Origin of the sequence: Paraflavitalea devenefica (assembly GCF_011759375.1) — a bacterium.
Lineage (GTDB): Bacteria > Bacteroidota > Bacteroidia > Chitinophagales > Chitinophagaceae > Paraflavitalea > Paraflavitalea devenefica.
The window spans coordinates 52256-72121 of record NZ_JAARML010000007.1 but is presented as its reverse complement, the minus strand read 5'-3'; the positions used below and the strand labels follow the sequence as shown (position 1 = coordinate 72121).

The following is a 19866-nucleotide window of genomic DNA, read 5'->3' as shown; positions in this document are numbered from 1 at the left end:
AACACTTCTACAACCAACAGACCGTCCCTTTTGATAGCACCTCCGGTTAATGCCTGGTAATGGTATTTGTAAACTGTTTAGTGTACAGTTCAATGTTGTTATCATGAACAATGCCCGATACCTGATGCTTACACATGACGGCCTGCGCCGGCTTGTTGAGCAATACTTATACCGTGAAGTGAACCTTATCGCTATGCGCCCTTTTACCGAGAAACAATTGTGTAGCCCACTGGATCCGTCTGTCCGGTACACGCCCTTTCTTTACGGATTATTGCCGGGCGATAACCGTGTATTTTCCTTACGCCCCTTTTGTATACCCCAGGACCTGCCGGTTATTTATGACTGGATTGGAGAGTATTGCAGCGTTCCGGGCAGTAATCCTTTTACGCCGGTACAGCAACTGCTGGAAGCATATCATGACCTGCTGACCGGGGATTACAGCCAGAGCTTAATTGCTGAAGTAGGTGGTAAAGCGATCCTGCAAATTGATATTATACGTGCCGACCAGGATGAGATCAGCCTGAAGGAGGATATACAGAAAGGGGATTACTGCATACATTTCCTGGTATCGCCCCATTTTGATGAACCCATTGGTTTCCTGGCCGGGGCCCTGAATAGTTGCCTGCACAGCTTTTTCTCCTTCCCGGATGTATGGCGGATATTCTGTAAAGCATCAGTATATGACAAGCGATCGAATAACCTCCTGCATGAAGCAGGGTTTAGATTGAATAAAACGGTGAAGGATTATCCTGGTACGATCAATATTTACCGGCATGATCATGTGCCCACCGTGACGTAAGTTTTTTGTCCATTAGCCTTAGCCTTATTCTATCCTGCAATTGCCCTTCCTGTGATCAAATACAGGGAGGGCATTGTGCTTTCAGGCATTGATGGCCAGCTTATATCCCTTACCGTGTACATTGATGATGCTGATGCCGGGATCCTGTTGGAGTTTTTTTCTTAGTTTGGAAACAAACATGTCGAGGCTGCGTCCTACAATAACGCCTTCATCTTCCCATACTTCTTTCAGCAACCTGTTGCGGTCAATAACTTCATTGGGCGCGGCTGCGAATACCTGTAATAATTTGGCTTCCTTGGCGGTGAGCGCTATTGTTTGTTCATCCAGTTGCAATAGTTGTTTATCCCTGTAAAACAGGTAGCGGCCAATGTTGACCGCCTGAGTAGCAGGTGATGGCTCGATGTCTGTAGCGGGAACGGGTTCGTTAGGGGTGGCTGCTGCGGCCCTTGCTGTTTTGCGGCGCTTGTTGTACAGGAATCTTGCCAGCAGGGACAAGCCAATGGCCAGCAGGCTGGCAGGCAGCAGGTAGCTGGTGTTGGCGGTATTGGTTGCGGGGAATAGTAACCTGATCTTATAGCAGGCTTTCTCCTGTTCCCGGCCAATACAGGGAACAATGTTGTTGGTGCTGTCCTGGTGCATGGAATAACCAAAGATAACCTGGTCACTGTTGCAGGCTATTACCTGCACCATGTAGCTGAGCGGCAGGTGGTGTGCTCTTATGGCCCGGTCTACGACCCGCACCAGGGAGTCGGGGATGAAGGTGAACCGGCTTTGGAATTGCAGGATGTATTCATGGCCGGCTATTTCCTGTACGGGCAGCACCCGGGAGGAGGAATCGCCGGCATGTAAGAGTACCTTATGCCCTATATCCCGCATCATGATCATTTCTTCTGCCTTGTCAAAAGCCGGGAGGGCTTCCTTGTCCCGTATAACGGTCCAGGAAACGATGAGCACAAGGGCTACTGCAATAGCGAGGAGGGACTTGAAGGTCATATATGTAAAAATAGCTTATTCCTGTGGGCAGGGAGCGTATTTGCACAGATTTTACAGTCGTTTACATAGAATTTACTACCGGTTTACCAGTGCCGGGCAGGGGGCATAGTAGGTTTGTATCCTAACTCAAACACAATGCACCGGCGGCATCGGTTGCCACCGGTTATGAACTGCAGGTAAAGGAAAGTAACATTAACCGCATCAGCAGTACCGACATAACTGCTAAGGATGAGAAGAGCATGCTGGATAATCATTTAAAGGACGATGATTTCTTTTCGGTAAAGAAGTATCCCAAAGCCTATTTTACCCTTACGTCGTCCGTGCCCGGTGTCGGCGTGAATGAGTTTACGATAACCGGTAAGCTGGAGGTAAAGGGGATCAGCCACGAAATTAGTTTCCCGGCCGTACTGGAAAAGATCGGCGATCAGTTCTGGGCCCGTGCTTCTCTCAAGATCAACCGGGTGAAATGGGGCGTCAATTACCATTCGGGCAGTGTTTTCTCCGACCTGAAAGACGGTATCATCTCCGATGACTTACCCATTACGCTGAGCCTGGCGTTTAAGAAGATGCCGAAATGTTAACAATGCTGAGCAGCTCCAAAGCGCAGCCGGTTTGCCTGCATTTTGGAGCTGCTCTGTGTTGTGCCTATTCAAGTAGCGTTTATTGGTTTAAAAGTACGTATTTTGTATCGATGATTCGTTACTGTTGAACCTTATAAGCCAGCTAACACTGCTATGAAAAAATCAATTCTTCTGATTGCGCTATTTATCTATGGCGTTACTGTTGCGATTGCTCAAAACTCGCTTCAAAGGGTTAAAATAGCTTTATCTTCTTCCAGGGCCGGCGCCAGTGATATTGTTTCAAAACTTGAGATCGATCACTATGTTATTGATGATGGCTATCTTATTTCAGAGATCACCGAACAGGCCGTGCGTCAGCTAAAGGCATCTGGCTTAAAATACCAGGTGCTAACCGAAAACGTTGGAAGGGAATTGGATTCGTTAAATGCCGCCTATTATTCAGGAAGGACTGATCCATCTTCCGGCCGGGTAGCCCTTGAGCAAGGCTGTAAAACACTTACATCCTTTATTGCTGCTCCCGCTGCATTCGAGGTGAAACCTACTTTTGGCGGCTATTATAGCTATGCCGAAATGGTCACTGCAATAGATAGTCTTGTAGCTGCTTATCCTGCCCTTGCGCAAAAAGTATCTGTGGGAATTACCGCTGAAAGCCGAACGATCTGGGCCGTGAAAATATCAGACAATGTTACTACGGATGAAACCAACGAGCCGGAGCTTTTATATTTAGGCCTGCAACATGCAAGAGAAGCTATCGGAGGAAGCAGCATGATATTCTTAATGCAATATCTCTGTGAAAATTATAGCACTGATCAAAGAATAACAGACCTGGTAAATAACAGGGAGTTCTTTATTATTCCCTGTTCAAACCCCGACGGATGGGAATATAACCGCAGCACTAATCCAAATGGTGGTGGCGGATGGAGGAAAAACAGGCGACTGATTACGGGATCAACCTTTGGCGTTGATTTAAACAGGAACTGGGGTGTAGACTGGGGCAATTGCAGCGCGCCCATACAGGGTTCCCCTTCCTCCTGTGGTTCTGGTACCCCTTCTTCCGACACTTATTACGGAAGCAACGCTTTTTCGGAGCCCGAAACCCAGGCGTTGAGGACCTTTGTCACATCCCATCAATTCATAGCTGCCATTGATCAACATTGCTTTGGACCTTACTATTCTTTACCTTTTGGCCGTTCCAGTTTGCATAATTTTTCCAGTACATTAGGGACGAATACGCTGGATTCCATTTTTTATAATAAGACTTCAGCGCTGATGGGTAAATACAATGGTATGAGAGCAGGTAATAGTTTTCAATCAGTGGGGTATGAAGTTGCCGGTGGATTTAAAGATTGGATGCTGCTGGGAGATATAGGCACAGGCAGCAAGGTAAAAGCATACGGTCTTACAGGTGAAGGAGGGGCCGGCGGAGGAACAGGAGGCAGTTTTGGTAGTTTTTGGGCTCCTGCAGGTCAAATTGTAAATCTCTGTAAAGGCATGACGTATCAAAACCTTCAATTAGCCTTTGTTGCCGGTTCATACATTGACCTCCAGGATGTAACTGATATTGCCGTCACTTCCCTTAGCGGCACAATGGATTTCTCTTTGCGTAGAGTAGGTTTGCAAAACGATTCGGTAACCATTACTTTAATTCCTATACAGAATTTGCTAAGTGCCGGCTCGCCGGTTACCACCAGCCTTGTGAATTATAATGATGTGTTTAATGGCAGCGTTAGTTATACATTGCCACCCGCTTTGGCAAATGGGAAAGTTGTAAAGTTTGCCTGGAAAATAGAAACAGGCGGTCAAACTTATTATGACACCGTGACAAAGATCTATAACCCGGTTCAATTGTTTTTTGATAACATGGAAGGGGCCTCCGTTACCACTAACTGGACAGTGTCAGGAGGCTGGAACTATACTACGGCTTCAGCATTCCAGGGATCTAAATCGCTCGCAGAATCGCCCGGCGGGAACTATTCTTCCAGCTCTACCAGGACTGCTACCAGCAAAATCCTGTTGAATCTGTCTGATGCAACAGCTGCCTACCTCTCCCTGTGGATCCGCCACAGGGCCGAAAACTTCCGGGATAAACTACAGCTCCAGGTTTCTACCAATGGTAGTACCTGGGTTGCGGTATGTGGTAAAACAACTGTACAGGAGGCAGGCACTTTAGATGGAAGCACGATTAACGGGCAGCCATCATTTACCGGTATACAACAGGATTGGACCAGGGAGTTTTTTGACCTAAGCGCTTATAATGGCCAGGCTTCTTTGCGATTCAGGCTGGTGTTTTCGTCAAATGCCAGCGGGTCGGGTTTTGCCTTTGAGGTAGACGATGGGTTTTATATCGACAACCTGAAAATAATTAAATCAACCACTACACCACCTGCCTTTACATCACTTGGTTCAGGTGCTGAAATAGTGGCAGGAAACCGGCAGGCCACATTCTATCCCAACCCGGTAAGCAAAGAATTGATCGTCCAAATGAGCACTGGTTTAAGCGAGGTAGCTTTCGTGCAGCTTACTGATTTGCAGGGACGTGTTCTTGCTGTGCAAAATATACCCGTCAGCAAGACAAGTTCCGGGCAAATTAAGATCAATACACAATATTTAAATCCCGGAATGTATTTTGTTCATTTAGTAAATACCCGTTACCAAACCGTAGCCACTCAAAAGATCATTAAGCAGTAAAAGTATTCAAATGAGAAGTTTAATCTACGCAATCAACCTTACCATGGAGCTGCCTGAAACGGTCTTTCATACCACGGTGTTTTTGCTGTAAATATTTTATGACTGTGGATATGCCTCGTTGTACAGATCCTGCAAACGCCCGAGAAACTTTGCAATGTACCCGCTGGTCAGCAGCTTGTCCCAATGCCCGCCCACGAACCTGTCGGTGCGTATATGCGTGCTGATCAGTTTGCGCAAGGTGTCAAAATCGGCTGTTGCCAGCGTGTCTGGCGATATTACTTTATCCCATCCCTGCGTTTCGGTCCAGGCAATGTAATCAAATGCTTCGAAGAAGCCGGTGATATCAAAAATAGTGATCAATTGCAGATGGGAAGGGATATTGTCGGATGAAACAAAGACCGCCTCTTCCGGCTTCATATTCGCGATCCGGTAATATTGCGACAGGATGGTCTCCAGGTGTTCTTTGGGAAATTCGTTGATAGTCATAATAGGAGCATTTAAAAGATTTCTGTTGTTGCAGCAGGTACAGCGTCTTCTATCGTGGCCGAACAATTATTAACATACGTTTCTGTTATCGCAAAGGTGCACGCAGTGCTGTCAGGACAGTACTTGTTGTTTACAGCTATAATTATATTCCGGGGAAAGAGGTATTCATTTTCCGAGGGGGATTCCGAAACAAAAATTACGTTCCGGAGGGTAAGCCCAATAATAGTAAATTGATAGTTTTTCCCGTTGTACCATGAGCCTGGCGGCCTTTGCGAACTGGTATAGGCGAGTAATTTGATATAGGCGCCCTCTGAATATTGATCAATTCTTTCCCGCGTCATATTGTCCTCGCCCCGCCAGGTTGGTCCTTCGGGAGCTGCCGGAAGGTTGGACAATCCCGAATCAATGGCGCTGAACAAAGGCATCATAGGGGCATAGTTGGGGTCGGTAGGACGGCGCAGGACCTCGTTAATGGTCTTATAATAATTGGTGGTATATACCCGCAGGGCAAACGCCTGGCGTTTGGAAAGCCCGGCAGGAAGATTCATTCCTTGTACGTCGGTCCATGCCTGAGAGGCATAGAGCTGGTAGTTGTTTTCCAAATTAAGGCCGACGAGACCCTGGTAGGTGCCCTTAAGTGCGGAAAAAACAGGTTGTACCAGGCTGAGCTGGCTGCTATTGTAAACCACCAGTTTGATAACCGGCATGGGATAAGCTGCCAGCGAACCCGCATAGGTAGCTGCATAAAATAATGCCTGCATGATGGCCTGGAAGGAGGTGCCGCCACTGCCGGTGCATACCATGGGCAACGCGACGGTGGTATTGACATTATTGCCCTGGAAACAATTCAATGCCTGGAAAATAGTCCATACCAGGCCCGTGGCTGATTGTGCGGGACTGGCCGGTTCAAATAACAATATCCGGGAAAACTGGATGCTTGGATTGGTAGGAACGGGGCCGGATATCCAACATGGCATTTTGGGTTCATAGGTAGCCGCTTTGTTCTGCGATAACTGCTGTACTGAAACGCCGGCCTGGCTTAGGGCGCCGATGAGCGAACCGGGCGTAGGGGTATAATCGCCGGGTAAGGCAGATACCACAAGGAAGTTGACTGCATCGGCGGACGACATGTTGGTGATGTCTCCCATACACAATTGCAGGGTAGGGGTGCCGGACGCATTATCGATCGTAAACGAATCAATTAATTGCAATGCCATAGGTAAAGTATAATGATGAATGAATGATTTATCCTTGTTTTTTTATATAAACGACTGCCCGGCCGCTTTCATGGAAAACGGCCATTTGATCTTGCGGATTTTATATGCACGAGGTAGAAGCCTGCGGGGAACCCATATTGCCCGGCAGTAAGGAAGGGTAGGTAGCTTTCAGGATTTGCCGGTAGCTCAGATCGGCGAAGTAGTAGTACTTTAAACGCTTATGTATCGAAGTTATGGAACAAATGAATTCAATAGCCGGGTATAAACACCTGATCTTTGGCAGGCTTTTAAAAGTATAAATACTTTTTTTCTTAAACAATAATAACAAGTGGCAGAAAAAGACTGCATGAGCGGACAGTTTCAGCAGTCTTTTTCTATGCCTCTGTATTGTGCTGTTATTTCTGTAGCGGCTTCGTTGGTGCCACCGTACAATAACATTTAGAGAAGTCCTGCTTTGTCAATGCGCCGGTGCCGCACCAATAAGCTTTCCAGTTGGTTTGATTGACCCCATTCCCTGAGGGGTTGCTCACGTTGTACAGCCTGATGTATTTGTTGCGGACGGCGGTATCCGCCTTTATGGCTCTTCTCACCGTACTTAACGAAGCTGCATTGATGCCTCTTACACCATAGGTTTTCTGGAAGTTGTATTCCGGTGTCCATGCCAGTGTGTCCTTGTTCAGGCCCAGGTAAAAGGTTTCTGCATTCAACAGGCGTAAAGTGCTGGTATCATAGGTGAGCTGCTGGAAGCCGGGATTGTTGGCAAACAAGGGGCTGACAGCAGGCGTGAGGTGAATGAAAGATACCGGTATGGCTTTGTTGTAGATGACCTTAAAGTCGTCCATATGTGTATGCCCTGCGAACGCCGCCCTGACCACAGAAGGATACTTAGTGACCATGCTGAGGAATTGACTGTTGTATCCCTGGTCCCACATGAGCGTAATGTTGGAAGAACAACTGCCGTGTCCCCTGAGCGTGGCATATACATCAATACTGGGCGCAATATGGTATACCATCCAGGCTGCTCTCCGATCTATATTACTTTGTTGCAACAGTGAATCTATCCAGTTCATCTCATCAGCAGCAGGATTGTCTGTTGCATTGCCACAACTATTACGGTATTTGGCCGAAAAGAAAACGGTGTTTAATAAAACCAGTTGGGCAGGTATGCCCAGGTTAAAAGGATAGGTATAGTAACCGCCTATGGAAAACTGTTGTACAAAGTTACTGTCGGCCACTGCGTCGTTATTGCGCTGCAAAGGCACCCAGGCCCGGGCAAACATGGCGAGGAAGGGACTGTTGGGCTGCACTTCATAATCACCACAATAAGAATCATTGTTACCCAATACCGGCAACACGATCGTTTGTGGGAAGTATTGGTCCAGCATCCAGGCCATGAAATTGATGGTCTTTGTAATGAATGACTGGAGCGAATCGGGATACTTGCGGGCATAATAGCCAAAGTTGCTTTGGAAATCATGGCATAAAAAGTCGCCTGAGATGATGATGAATGCCGGTTGCGGATTTTGCTGCTGCATGGCCGTGAGGGCGGACTTGACCAAAGGGTAGTTCGGATCACTGCCGTAGCTGTTGGGCGTAGTGATAGCGGATGATTCAAAGATGCCTGCCCAGCCCGTATAATCCGTACGCACCAGCGTATCAACGAGGGAGGGGTCAAAAAAAGGATTGAAATGAAAGTCGGATGCACTGAGGAAGGTACCCGGAGCCGGTGGTCCCTGGGCTTTGAGCCCTGAGGACCGGCCGACTGCCAGCAAGAGTAATAAGATCACAAAGCGGTAAAGAGACTGCCTGACATAAGCTTTCATAATGACTATGCTTTTACTGTTACTGTTCTATGATTGTGGATAGGCGCTGTTGTATAAAGCCTGCAAACGGGCCAGGAATTTTGCGATATACCCGCTGGCAAGCAGGCTGTCCCAATGCCCGTGTACGAACCTGTCGGTGCGAACATGGGTGGTGATGAGTTTACGCAAGGTTTCAAAATCGGCTGTTGCCAGCGTCTCCGGCGACATTACCTTATCCCATCCCAGTGCTTCGCTCCAGGCAGTATGATCAAATGGTTCCACGAAGCCCGTGACATCCATTATGGTGATCAACTGCAGGTGGGAGGGTATATTCTCGGAGGTAGTAAAGAGGGCTTCTTTCGGTGTCATGTTTGTGATCCGGTGAGCTTGAGACAGGATCGTTTCGAGATGTTCTTTGGGAAATTCGTTTATAGTCATGATAGGAGTGTTTAAAAGATTTCAGCTTTTGTACGGGCTATAAATTCTTCCACCGTGGCCGAACAATAGTTGACCGGTGTTTCTGTCATGGTAAAGGTACACTGGCTGTTATTGCCATTACAACTTCTGTTGTTCACTACGGCGATCATGTTCCGGGGATAGAGGTATTCATTTTCTGAAGGATACTGGGAGACAAAGTTTACGCCCCGGCAGGTAATACCATTGATGTCAAATTTATAAGGCCCGTTGTACCATCCTCCTGCCGGTCTGGCCGTGCTGGTATAAGCGAGGTGCAGGATGGAGGCCCCGGGCGCATATTGTGCGATCCTTTGCGGCGACATGTTGCTCTCACTCCGGTAGGTCATGCCCGGTGAAGCGGCAATGTTAAACAATCCCGAATCAATGGCGCTGAACAAAGGCATCATGGTAGCATAGCTGGGATCGGTGGGATTGCGCAGGACGCTGTTGATCGTGGAATAGTAATTGGTAGTATACATCCTTACGGCAAAGGCCTGGCGTTTGGTAAGTCCGGCAGGAAGGCTTATGCCCTGTACCGCATTCCAGGCCGAAGGGGCGTAACTCTGGTAACCGCCCGGCAGGTTAAGATTGACCAGGTTCTGGTAGGTACCTTTCAGGGCGGTGAAAGTAGGTTGTACAAGCGCTAACTGACTGCTGTTGTAGGCTACCAGTTTAATGGTGGGCATGGGATAAGCCGTCAGTGATCCGGCATAGGTAGCTGCATAAAATAATGCCTGCATGATGGCCTGGTAGGAAGCGCCGCCGCTGCCGGTGCATATCATGGGTAATGCGACGGAGGTGCTGGTATTGCCCTGGAAACAGTTCAATGCCTGGAAGATGCTCCATACCAGGCCTGTGGCTGTTTGGGATGGATTGGCCGGTTCAAACAACAGTATCCGGGAAAATTGAATGCCGGGACTGGGAGTACCAACAGTGTTGGATATCCAGCAAGGCGTTTTGGGTTCATAGTTGGCTGCTTTGTTTTGTGATAGCTGCTGTACTGAAACGCCTGCCTGGCTGAGTGCGCCGATGAGGGAACCTTGCGTGGGGGAATAATCGCCGGGCAGCGCAGACACGACAAGGAAGGTGACTGCATCGGTCGGCGCCATATTGGTAAGATCGCCCATACACAATTGCAGTACGGGTGCGCTGGTTGCGTTATCAATGGTGAAGGAATCAATTAATTGCAATGCCATAGTTAAAGTATAATGATTAAAGAATGATTTATCCTTGTTTTAACTGGGTAAACAACTGGTTCAATGAAGCGGTCCAACTGGCGTTGAAGTTCACGATCTTAAAACACATCAGGGAAAAGGTGGTGGTGATGGTGGCCTTGCAGCCATTGAATAATGCCGTGAGTATATTGGCCGGTGTGGCGCCGGCGGAGCCGGTGCAGACCATAGAAGTGGCTACCACGATGTTTTGTGCAGCAGTGCCGGCAAACTGTTGCAGGGATGTAAAAATACCCGGCACCTGGGAAGCTGCGCCATTGCCTTGCTGGGTAGCTTCAAAACAAATGATCCTTTTAAAAGCCTGGTTAGAGATAGGTTGCGATACCCAGCAATAGCTGGTAGGCCTGTAGTCGGCCGCTTTGTTTTGTGCCAGTGTTGCTACTGATACACCAATGCTGTTGAGTGCAGCGATCATGGAACCAGGCGTAGGCGTATAATCATTGGGGAGGGCAGAGATGACAAGGTAATCTACTGTTTCAGCCGTTTTCATTTTGGTGAGGTCGCCCTGGTATAAGGCTATTGCTTTGTTGACAGATTGGCTGTCGTTGTACAGCGCATTCTGTAAATACGTAAGACTGATGGCCTGTTGTACTGCTGTGGTGATGTCGGTTGATAGATAGTTACAGTCTGTCAGTGCCTGTGTAAGCGTAGGTACATCTATCATGCCGGCCCAGGCAGTGGTGACCGTATTGGCCATCACGGTAACGGTTGTTCCGGGGAAAGTAGCTAATAAGATAGGCGCGCATGGTACAGGCAGTATACCGCTCACCCGGCATCCGATGGCTGTATCCAATATTGTTTCCGTACCCAGTTGTGCAACAAATGCATGTATGGCTTCACTGGTTGAATAGGTGGCTGTTGTGTTTTCCATGTTTTTATATTTTTATGATTTATAAACGTCCACTACAATAGCATAATCTGCCGCTGTCCATCCGGGTGTGTACTGTATGCCCATGGCCCCGGCTGTTTGTACCAATGTGTACCCGGCTGCTTTCATGGCAATGGCCATTGGCCTTACTGCTGTATTTACATGCACGAGGTAGAAGCCTGCGGCCAGCAGCGGACACATGTCGCCCGGCAGTAAAGAAGGATAGGTCGTTTTCAGGCTCTGTGCGGCTTCCACGGCTGTTTTGCCTGCATTGACCAATGGCAGCAGGCTTGCCCAGGTTTGTCCGGTGTATACATTGGACAGGATAGTGTAATCGGCCGCGTTCCAGTCGGGACTGTAGATGATGCCAAATGCACCGCTTACTGCAGTCAGCGGGAAACCGGCTGCTTTCATGGCCAATGAGATGCAGCCTACGTGATTGGGCAGTTGGGTGAGGCTGAATTTGGGCACCAGCGGTTGCGCGATGGCCTTCGCCTGATCCTGCGGCAGGGAAAAGGATTGTTGCAAGGCTACCGCCGATTGTAAGGGCGTAAGGGTGGGGAAACCGGCAAATAGTCCGTCCAGTACTTTGGCGACTGTTGTATTGGCGGCGCCATAAGCGCCTACTATTGCTTTTGCTGCTGCCAATGGTGTGAGGCCAGGATACTTTGCCACCAGTAATTGTGCCAACTGCGTTTCTGTAATGTCCTTTCCTATAAAGGTGAACCCGGCTACGATGGCTGCGGCCATCGCATCTGTCGACAATGTTTGCCCGATAAAGCTGTATCCTGTTGTGAGTGTGGCAGCCAGGCCGTTGGCATCTGTAGCCGGGAAAGCTGCCATGATACCGCTGGCTATACCGGTAGCGGACGGAGTAGTATAGCTCTTGCAAAGTGCCTTGCTAAGATCATCTGTTACTGTATTCGGTGGCGTGAATACGCTGACGAGCGCGCCTGCCAGTTCGGGCGGTGTGATGGCAGGAATGTTTTGGGTAATGATAGGCCCGGTGGCAATGATGTTCTTGCCCGATACTTTATTGGAGTCTGCTGCACTCAATGCGGCTGTGATGTTGGTGGAATAAGCAATGACCAACAGTGCTGCCATTTCGCCGGCGGTGACAGCGGGTAGTGCGGTATGTACTGCTACCACGAGGTCGTTCTGTGCTACTGAGGCAGATTGCAGCGCCAGTCCCAGCGTTAATGAACCGAGCGGGGCGATGGGTTGCCAGGTAGCTACGAGGGCTACGGCCAGTTCAGCAGGCGTAGCTGCTGTAAACAATGATTTTACCGGCGCTGCGCTTTCGTACGCATTGTAATGAACGGCCGCCAGTGCGCCCAGCATATCCGCTACCTGGATGCCAGGCTGGTAAGCGTTGTACAGTACGTTTGCCAGTTTGGTGGCCGTGTTTACATCGGGGGCATACGTGGTTTGTGACACGAGGAAGGTTGCTACGTCTTTTACTATATACGGCGCTTTGGCCAGTGCAGCGGTCATTTGTGCTGTTGTGAGCGGCGTGGTATAAGCCGTATTGAGCAGGGCCGCCATTAAAGCGGGTGTGCCGGTATCAGCAGGATAGTTGGTTTTGAGCACCGGTGATACTTCCACCGCATCGTACGGCGCATTGGCCAGTGCCGCCGCCATTTGCGGTGCTGTTATAACAGTAGGGTGGTAGGCTGTTACCAGCAGGGAATACATGTCGGTAGCTTTTTGTACTGCCAGCGGGAACAGGTGTTTGATAACAGGCGCTACATCGTGTGGTAGGTACGGGGCCTGCGCCAGTACGGCTGCCAGGAGTGGCGCCGTGTTGGTATCGGCCGGATATAATGTTTGTAAAACGGGCGCTGCGTCTGCTGCGGTAACCGGCGGGGCCTGCGCCAGCAACTGCGCCATTTGCAAGGCATGTGGTACGTCGGTTGCATAGTGCTGTTTGATGGTAGCAGCAATGTCGCTGATGGGATAGGTACAAGCCTTCAGCGCTTTCATCATCACTGCAACAGTGATAGCAGGATTGGTGTATGCCTGCTGCAGGCCGGTGAGCATGTCGGCTGCCGTTTGTGTTTGCAGCGGGTATTGGGTATGCAATGCCGGAGCAGTGTCTGCTGCATCATAGGGGGCTGCCGCGAGTGCTGCGGCCATATTGGTAAATGTTATGGGCGTGGCCTGGTAGGCAGTCAACAGGATCGAAATCATCTGTTGCGGCGTGGCGGTTTCAGTGGGGTACAGTTGCTTTAATACCGGTGCGGCGTCTTTGGGCAGTACCTGTGCCTGCGCCAGCAATGCTGCCATTTGTGCGGCATGCTGCACCTGTTGCTGATACAAGGTTTGTAAGGCGGTCGCAATGCCTGCGGCCGGATAAGGTACTGCAGCCAGCGCTACTGCCATATCTCCCGGGTTGCTTTGTATAGCGGGGTAGGCGGCATATAGTAGTTGCGCCATCTGCAGGGCGGTTTGTGTATCGTTGGGGTACCTGGTATGAATAACCGGTGCCACTAGTTTTGCTTCGTATGGTGCATTGGCCAACGCCCCGGTCATGTCGGCTGCCTGTAGTGTTATGCCGGCGGCTGTATAGGCTGTTTGCAGGATGCCGGCCATGGCGCCGGGTGTACCGGTTTGATCGGGGAAGTTATCCTTCAGCACTTTGGCTACGGCTGCGGCGGAATAAAGTGGGGCCAGCGCTCCTGCGAGATCGTTTACCAGGAGGGGATGTCCTGCCTGCTGGTAAGCGGTCAGGAGCAGGGTGGCCATTTTGGGGGCGGTATCTGTATCGGGAGGATAATGTGTTCTCAGTGCTCTTGCCACATCCTTTGCCGGGTATATTAATGCCAGCGCGTTGGCCATTTGCTGTGCGGTAAGCGTGGAAGTAAATACCTGTTGTAAAACCGTGTACATGTCTTCTGCTTTTGAGGTGTAGGAAGGGAATTGGGTGTGCAGGGCTGGTGCTATCTGCAGGTAACTGTATTTTGCTTTGAGTAGTTTGCCGGTATTGACCGGGTCATTGTTGTATTGGCTGAAGTTTTTCACCAATGCGCCGGCTGCCTGTGTGGCATTATATCCTGCATAAGCCTGGTCGCGGATGAGCATTTCGGCTGTATAGGTTGGGCCGGCCGTATCTTTTACGGCACGTGCAATGTCATCATCACTATAGTTGGTATTGTCTTTAAGCGCTTTGGTATTCTTCTCTGAATCTTTGCTGTCGAATATATTCCATAACCAGTCGGCTACCTTCTCCACATCATTGCCCAACTCATCCAACAGTTTGGAGGCGAGGTCAATGCCGGTTACAAAGAACTTCGCCAGTACTTTGGCTGCTTCCACGGCGTCATTGAAGATGATGACACCCAGCTTCACCAGTTCTGCAAAACATTCTGCGGTGCGGTACATGGCAGTAAAGATGCTGGCTGCATTGGCCATCATTTGCGAGGCAATGGTTGCCGGCAACTGGCTGATGGTATTGGCGTTGACGCTGCCTACATTGAATTGTAAGGTCAACGGAATATCACAGGGACCTACGTGAACGCGGAAACCGCCGGAGCCATTGAGGGTAAAGTTGGGGGTAATGCCACGGTTGTCGAGGATCATGGTAAAGGTAGCTGCGAGGTCTACCCCCTGCCCGGGCATTTTACTCAGGTCAATCTGATCGGCCGCGCGTACCGTTTGGTTATTGTTGTTGTTGGTAATGTCAAATCCCGGGATATGCGCTGTATCCAGGAACAGTGCAAAGCTACCGGTAATGTTCAGGTATTTGGCTTTCTGGTATTCCAGGTGGAGCTGCATATTGGCCAGGCTCCCGGCGGAGCCTGCCATGTCGAAATAGAAATAAGAGTCGGCAATATTGTGCTGGTCTACCTTCACCAGTGCGGTACCCTGGAATAGGATGAAGTCAAAGAAGTTGCAATAGAGCGCGGCAGAAAGATTGGGGTCTTCCGGTTTTACCGGGGCGCTGTCAATGATGACAAAGGGCCCGTTGGCAGCATCTGTTGCGGAACGCTGAATAACGAGCAGGTTGGAGCCATTGACAGCAAATGCCACGGGGTCCATGCCGGCATTGAGGTAGATCCTGTTCTGGTTGCATTGCGCGGCAATATGTCCGTGAAACCCAAAGACAACGATCTGCCCGTTGAATTCGAATTCGAGTGTTTTGGAGGGTTTGGTAGGATCAAAGCTAACGTAGAAGCAAATATCCGGAAAGAGTACGGGGAATAATACTTCCGGTAATGTGATGTTGGCAAAGCGCCGCAGCATATAGGGCAAGGTAAAGTTGACCATCCGTAGTCCCACTTTATTGGGGATAACGGGTTCCGGTGATTCCGGCACGATCAGGAACCCGATCTTTCCTTCCACCCGGATATTGGTATCTATCGGCTGGCTGAGGTTAATGGGAGCGTTCATGTCGCAAAAGGTGGTGGTACCATTGGCGCTCATTAGTTGTAATGCCGACTTCCGGTGCAGTTCCTGCACAATGACGGGATCCGGCAGCCTGCCTGCCATGACGGTATTGGGTTGCACAATGGCTGCGGCGGCGTGTACCACGCCCGGGTGTTGTGATGAAGTGAAATCAATGCCGCCGCCTACGGTGCCGGTAAGCGCAGGGCCGGCAAAAGGTTTAATACCCAGCTCCAGGTCGGTAAGGTAAAAGGTAAGCCCTGTGATGCCGAGTGCATTGACCCAGGCAATGATGACCGGCCTGTCTTTAAAAGGCATGCTGGGAATGAATACGATCGCGATCTCTGAAACAGAGGCTTTCAGATCAATGGCGAGTATCAGGTAATTGTTTTGCGCATCGGTGATCATGGTCATGATGAATTCCCCGTGCAAGGCAATAGCAGGTTCTGCATATAACCGGAGTGAAAATTTCTTTAGCCGTACGGCTTCCCATCCCATGAGGGGCAGGCCGCCTGCCACACTGTTGAGCACCACTTCCACATAGGACTTGTCCAGCGGATCGGTGATCAATCCCTGGATCACGAGGCTGGTTTGCACAGGCAATACGCCGGTGGGTAGTACGGCTTTGGCCGCCTGGAAACGGTTATCTGTTTCACTGATCTGGAATGCCGCATAAAAATTCAATCCTTTGGCCACTGAAGTCACTTCGGTAATGCCTATGGCAGGCGGCAAGGTATATGGATTGTCGAAGGATGATATGACCAGTGCGAAGGTGGCCTGCTGCAGATTAAAGGTAGAGAGGGTATTGGTGAAACCCGGAATGCTCCAGTTCGGGCTCATGGATACTTTCACGCCCACCACAAAGTTCCAGGTGGTTTGCCTGGTGAGTACAAACACGGCGTCTACCTGCACACCGGCTATCAGCATGGTCCCATATACCTGGAAAGAAGGATTGGTGCCAATGGTAAAGCTGAGCTGTACATTGGTAAACCGTACCTGGTCCAATGATTCAAAGGCACTGGTCCAGGAAACGTGGCTGGCATCCGGATTGCAGAGGCCGCTTACGAGGTCTTTCAAACTTACATATTGTCCTGCCTCCACCAGTGTTCCTTTGATAACGAGGTCGCCGCCTACCTCATACGTGATGTTGAAGGTAATATTGGCGCCAATCTGCAAGGTGCCTTTAAGGAATACCTTGGTGCCTTGTGGTTCTTTATTGTCGCCTTGCTTTGACGTTACTTTTATACCAATGTCTTTGATGGCAATGCCCGTTTGCCCCACATTGAATGACCAGGGCTGGTTTTTCACCGGGTCGTTGATGTTGACCACGCCTTCCAGCTCATAGCTTTTGTCTTTGGTATGATAGGTTATATTGGCTACGCTGAGTACAATGTTGGGCGCCCCCAATGTGGCCAGTTGTTGCGAACTGTTGGGAATGATAGCATCTGCTGCATTGAAAAGGGTGAGCGGCGTATTTTCCTGCAGCGAGGCGGAGAGGTCCCAGCTATCTGTATTTTTAACAGCCTCTACATAGAAGTCGGCCCCGGCAAAAATAAGATCACCATATATCCGGCCTGTGATGGCAACGCCTGGCGGATTGGTCCAGTCGAAATTGAGGTACACGCCTGGCTTGTTAATAGCCAATAGTCCGGTGATGATGTCCCATTGATCGGGCGAATCGAGCAGGAAGGAAAGTATGTTGAGTTTTTGTTGCGAGATGTTGATGCTGATGGTAAGGTCATCGAGGTTAAAATGATTTTGCACGATGGAGTTGGGCAATACATTTACCAGTTGAGTACCGCCCAGTAGTTGTGTCATATCTCCCAGCGAAGGCAATACAATAGATGTGGTTTGCACTTGCAGCATCCAGTCGGCCGTAGGTACAGCCCGCTGTATAGATACTGTAACACCTATGCTGCCTATGATGAGGGTGCCGGTGAAGTTGCCAATAAGCTGCGGGCTGGTCAGGGGCGTATTTACCTGCATTTGCAGGGAAAGCTGCTTTACGAGGAACCAGTTCTCAATGATGGTCCAGGTATTATCCGTGATCAGTGCTATTGAAAGGCTGGTAAGTGTTTGGGTGGCCGGGTTGTATTTGATGGTCAGGTTGGTCAACGAAAATCCTCCGACATCAGCAAGATGGGCCGGCAGTAACCCGCCCAGTTTATCTCCTCCGAGGAATTGAGCAAATTGCCCCAGGTTTGGAATAGCATTGGCGGCGCTGGCGGAAAATATCCATTCGCCGGAGCCGACAGGAAGGGGAATGACAGTGCCTATAAGGAGGCTCTGACCTACTGCCACGCTGCCCCAGATGCTGCCACTGGTGGCGTAAGTATTGCCCGCTGCAGGCTGTAACTGAATGGCGATACCTGCTTCCTTCAATTCGAAAACGCCTGGCAGGAGGGGCCACAATACGGTGTCTGGTGCATTGGTAGAAGCAATGGACAAGGTGATGCCATCAAATCCACTCCAGTCTCCTTTCAGCGTGACAACAAAGCCGGTCAGGGAGAATTTGTTAAGCAGCGTATCAAGGAAGGTTGGCAGTGCAGCGCTTAGCACGCCGGGCGCCGAACCGGTGAACAGGGCGGTGAAAAAGCCGGCAATCTCAGCCAGCGCAACTTGTTTGCCGGGCTGCAGCATAAGCAATGGCTGGGAGCCGCCGATGGGCAATCTTGCTGCCAGCGGCAGTGTGTAGCCATCGAGGGTAATGTCGGCCATAACGAAGCAATCCAACTGCAGGTAGTTGACACTGTCATAAACGGTAGCCAGCCCGTTAACCCCAAAGCCGGGATTGTTGAAAGCAAGTGTTTTGATCCCTGGCACGTTAAAGGAAAAAGAGGGTAGGGCAGCCAGCAGGTTGGTAGATGTAGTGACCGGATCGTTGACGACCACTTTGCCCAACAGCGGCAGCGGATTGGGCGCATTGGTCACGAGGCTGAGCAGGATATTCCAGGGCGGCTGCAGGTTTAACTGTGCACTGAAATTAAGCCCTGCCTGTATGGTTCCGTTTGGTACCGTGTGTTGGATGCCGGACAGGATGAATACAGGGAAGATGGTGTCTGTATCTACAAAGTTTAATTGAGCAAACCAGGTATTGGCAAAAGCTGGAAAGGTATCGGCAAAGGTCCAGGGATCTTGTGCTGCGAGGGTCAGTTCAATTTCCAGTTGTTGATTTACCACGCTAAATACCGCAGTAAGGGTGGGGCCGCCGATGGCGATGATGGTATCGGCGCTATCACCGGCCACGGTAAGGGTATTGTCATTGGTATCGGGCGTGATGCTGATATTGCCGGTAAGCGTATAGCCGGTAATGTTCAGGTTGCTTTGGAAAAGCGTGATGATGGCGGCGCCACCGGTGCCGATGGTTTGCGCGTTTACCGGCAGGTAGTGATCGGGATTGGTATCCCAGGCCTGTTGCAGGCTTTGCTGCAAAGCGGTCAGTACAGGATCCAGGACCACTGGTTCAATCGTTTGCTGCATAGACAGATCCATAGTAAGGTTATTGCGGTTAATGGACGTTGCGTTAGCGAAATACATCCGGATGCGTACCTGGAAATACGTCATGCGGGGTTGCCTGGCCTTCCGCGCGCGCTGCGGCGGCTAAGTTGGCCTGCCTGGGCAATAATACGGCCGACAGTGCGGCCCGGTCATTTGTTCCCTCCCATAACAGGGTGGCCCATACTGACCAGAAGCCGCTGGCGGCGGCTAATAGTCTTCCGTGTTCCAGCATGATACCAGCCATATCCCTGTTTAATTCCAGCAATTGCCGGTACCGTTTCACATAATCATCTACCAGGCCCCATATCTCCGTACGCTGATGCACGCGCAGGTCGGCTGCAGATAAATGTTCCTGCAACGGGATGCGTAGGGTATTGTCTGCTTCCGCGTACCAGGCTGAATTCAGGTCGAAATGATTGATGGTAGCCCGGGCGCTTTCTGTAGTGCCCCGTACAATCACCAGTTCTACTGTTTCCGGGCTGCCGATGGCATTGTTGTCTTCATCCAGCAGGTAGCGCGTCACCGGTTTCTTTTCATATACAAAGGGGGATGTTTCCTTATTGACAGAAAAAGTAAGTTGCTCGTCGGGATATAATAGACTGGCAGGTGGGCTTTGCAGCAATGCTGCCAGTTGTTGTGCCTTAAAACAAACCTCACAGGTTAATAATACCTGTGGCCATACTTCCGGAGCAATGATGCCTTCGAGGTCAGTGCCTGTACGTTTATTCAAGGCCCTTGCCTGATCGGGCAGGCGGCTTTCACACAAGTGGCAATATTCACCGGTAGTTTCCATCAGCAGGAGATGTACCGGCCGGGTAGCGAATAAAGCTTGCGGAACTGTTTTAAGCAGTGGTCTCATATAA

Annotated in this window: 12 protein-coding genes; 3 read left to right on the top strand and 9 right to left on the bottom strand. The window is 50.0% G+C overall.

Annotated elements, in window-relative coordinates:
* Positions 1 to 103 precede the first annotated feature (103 nt).
* Complete coding sequence (locus tag HB364_RS29305; protein ID WP_167291997.1) at positions 104 to 799, top strand: GNAT family N-acetyltransferase; 696 nt, start codon at positions 104 to 106, stop codon at positions 797 to 799.
* A gap of 81 nt (positions 800 to 880) precedes the next feature.
* Here the strand turns inward: HB364_RS29305 and HB364_RS29300 are convergent, their stop codons facing one another.
* Positions 881 to 1792: a winged helix-turn-helix domain-containing protein gene (locus HB364_RS29300; protein ID WP_167291996.1), complete on the bottom strand. Its 912-nt coding sequence runs from the start codon at positions 1790 to 1792 to the stop codon at positions 881 to 883.
* A gap of 170 nt (positions 1793 to 1962) precedes the next feature.
* Between HB364_RS29300 and HB364_RS29295 the strand changes: the two genes are divergently transcribed.
* A complete protein-coding gene (locus HB364_RS29295; RefSeq protein WP_262889851.1) occupies positions 1963 to 2373 on the top strand; it encodes a YceI family protein in 411 nt (136 codons plus the stop codon).
* 153 nt (positions 2374 to 2526) lie between these two features.
* Entirely contained in the window at positions 2527 to 5061 is a 2535-nt protein-coding gene (locus HB364_RS29290) for a M14 family zinc carboxypeptidase (RefSeq protein ID WP_167291994.1), read from the top strand.
* A 96-nt stretch (positions 5062 to 5157) separates the two neighbouring features.
* Here HB364_RS29290 and HB364_RS29285 read toward each other — a convergent pair whose 3' ends face one another.
* The 8 genes from HB364_RS29285 to HB364_RS29250 form a co-directional block, all read right to left on the bottom strand.
* Positions 5158 to 5547: a DUF6508 domain-containing protein gene (locus tag HB364_RS29285; RefSeq protein ID WP_167291993.1), complete on the bottom strand. Its 390-nt coding sequence runs from the start codon at positions 5545 to 5547 to the stop codon at positions 5158 to 5160.
* A gap of 11 nt (positions 5548 to 5558) precedes the next feature.
* Positions 5559 to 6764, bottom strand: a complete 1206-nt coding sequence (locus HB364_RS29280; RefSeq protein WP_167291992.1) for an ADP-ribosyltransferase family protein — start codon at positions 6762 to 6764, stop codon at positions 5559 to 5561.
* 395 nt (positions 6765 to 7159) lie between these two features.
* Positions 7160 to 8587: a metallophosphoesterase gene (locus HB364_RS29275; RefSeq protein ID WP_167291991.1), complete on the bottom strand. Its 1428-nt coding sequence runs from the start codon at positions 8585 to 8587 to the stop codon at positions 7160 to 7162.
* A 27-nt stretch (positions 8588 to 8614) separates the two neighbouring features.
* Positions 8615 to 9004, bottom strand: coding sequence for a DUF6508 domain-containing protein (locus HB364_RS29270; protein ID WP_167291990.1), 390 nt, complete (start codon positions 9002 to 9004; stop codon positions 8615 to 8617).
* Between the two features lie 11 nt (positions 9005 to 9015).
* On the bottom strand, positions 9016 to 10218 hold the full coding sequence (locus HB364_RS29265; RefSeq protein WP_167291989.1) for an ADP-ribosyltransferase family protein: 1203 nt from the start codon (positions 10216 to 10218) through the stop codon (positions 9016 to 9018).
* A 28-nt stretch (positions 10219 to 10246) separates the two neighbouring features.
* On the bottom strand, positions 10247 to 11125 hold the full coding sequence (locus HB364_RS29260; protein WP_208420137.1) for a hypothetical protein: 879 nt from the start codon (positions 11123 to 11125) through the stop codon (positions 10247 to 10249).
* 12 nt (positions 11126 to 11137) lie between these two features.
* The gene (locus HB364_RS29255) at positions 11138 to 19069 is read right to left on the bottom strand and encodes a hypothetical protein (RefSeq protein ID WP_167291988.1); all 7932 of its coding nucleotides are present in this window, start codon (positions 19067 to 19069) and stop codon (positions 11138 to 11140) included.
* On the bottom strand, positions 19029 to 19862 hold the full coding sequence (locus HB364_RS29250) for a hypothetical protein (protein WP_167291987.1): 834 nt from the start codon (positions 19860 to 19862) through the stop codon (positions 19029 to 19031). The genes HB364_RS29255 and HB364_RS29250 overlap by 41 nt, the downstream gene beginning before the upstream one ends.
* Positions 19863 to 19866: the final 4 nt, after the last annotated feature.

Excerpts from the sequence above, each read along its gene's own strand:
- HB364_RS29275 (WP_167291991.1), bottom strand. The coding sequence starts at position 8,587 with ATGAAAGCTTATGTCAGGCAGTCTCTTTACCGCTTTGTGATCTTATTA.
- HB364_RS29250 (WP_167291987.1), bottom strand. The coding sequence starts at position 19,862 with ATGAGACCACTGCTTAAAACAGTTCCGCAAGCTTTATTCGCTACCCGG.
- HB364_RS29280 (WP_167291992.1), bottom strand. The coding sequence starts at position 6,764 with ATGGCATTGCAATTAATTGATTCGTTTACGATCGATAATGCGTCCGGC.
- HB364_RS29255 (WP_167291988.1), bottom strand. The coding sequence starts at position 19,069 with ATGACGTATTTCCAGGTACGCATCCGGATGTATTTCGCTAACGCAACG.
- HB364_RS29285 (WP_167291993.1), bottom strand. The coding sequence starts at position 5,547 with ATGACTATCAACGAATTTCCCAAAGAACACCTGGAGACCATCCTGTCG.
- HB364_RS29290 (WP_167291994.1), top strand. The coding sequence starts at position 2,527 with ATGAAAAAATCAATTCTTCTGATTGCGCTATTTATCTATGGCGTTACT.
- HB364_RS29305 (WP_167291997.1), top strand. The coding sequence starts at position 104 with ATGAACAATGCCCGATACCTGATGCTTACACATGACGGCCTGCGCCGG.
- HB364_RS29300 (WP_167291996.1), bottom strand. The coding sequence starts at position 1,792 with ATGACCTTCAAGTCCCTCCTCGCTATTGCAGTAGCCCTTGTGCTCATC.
- HB364_RS29265 (WP_167291989.1), bottom strand. The coding sequence starts at position 10,218 with ATGGCATTGCAATTAATTGATTCCTTCACCATTGATAACGCAACCAGC.
- HB364_RS29260 (WP_208420137.1), bottom strand. The coding sequence starts at position 11,125 with ATGGAAAACACAACAGCCACCTATTCAACCAGTGAAGCCATACATGCA.
- HB364_RS29270 (WP_167291990.1), bottom strand. The coding sequence starts at position 9,004 with ATGACTATAAACGAATTTCCCAAAGAACATCTCGAAACGATCCTGTCT.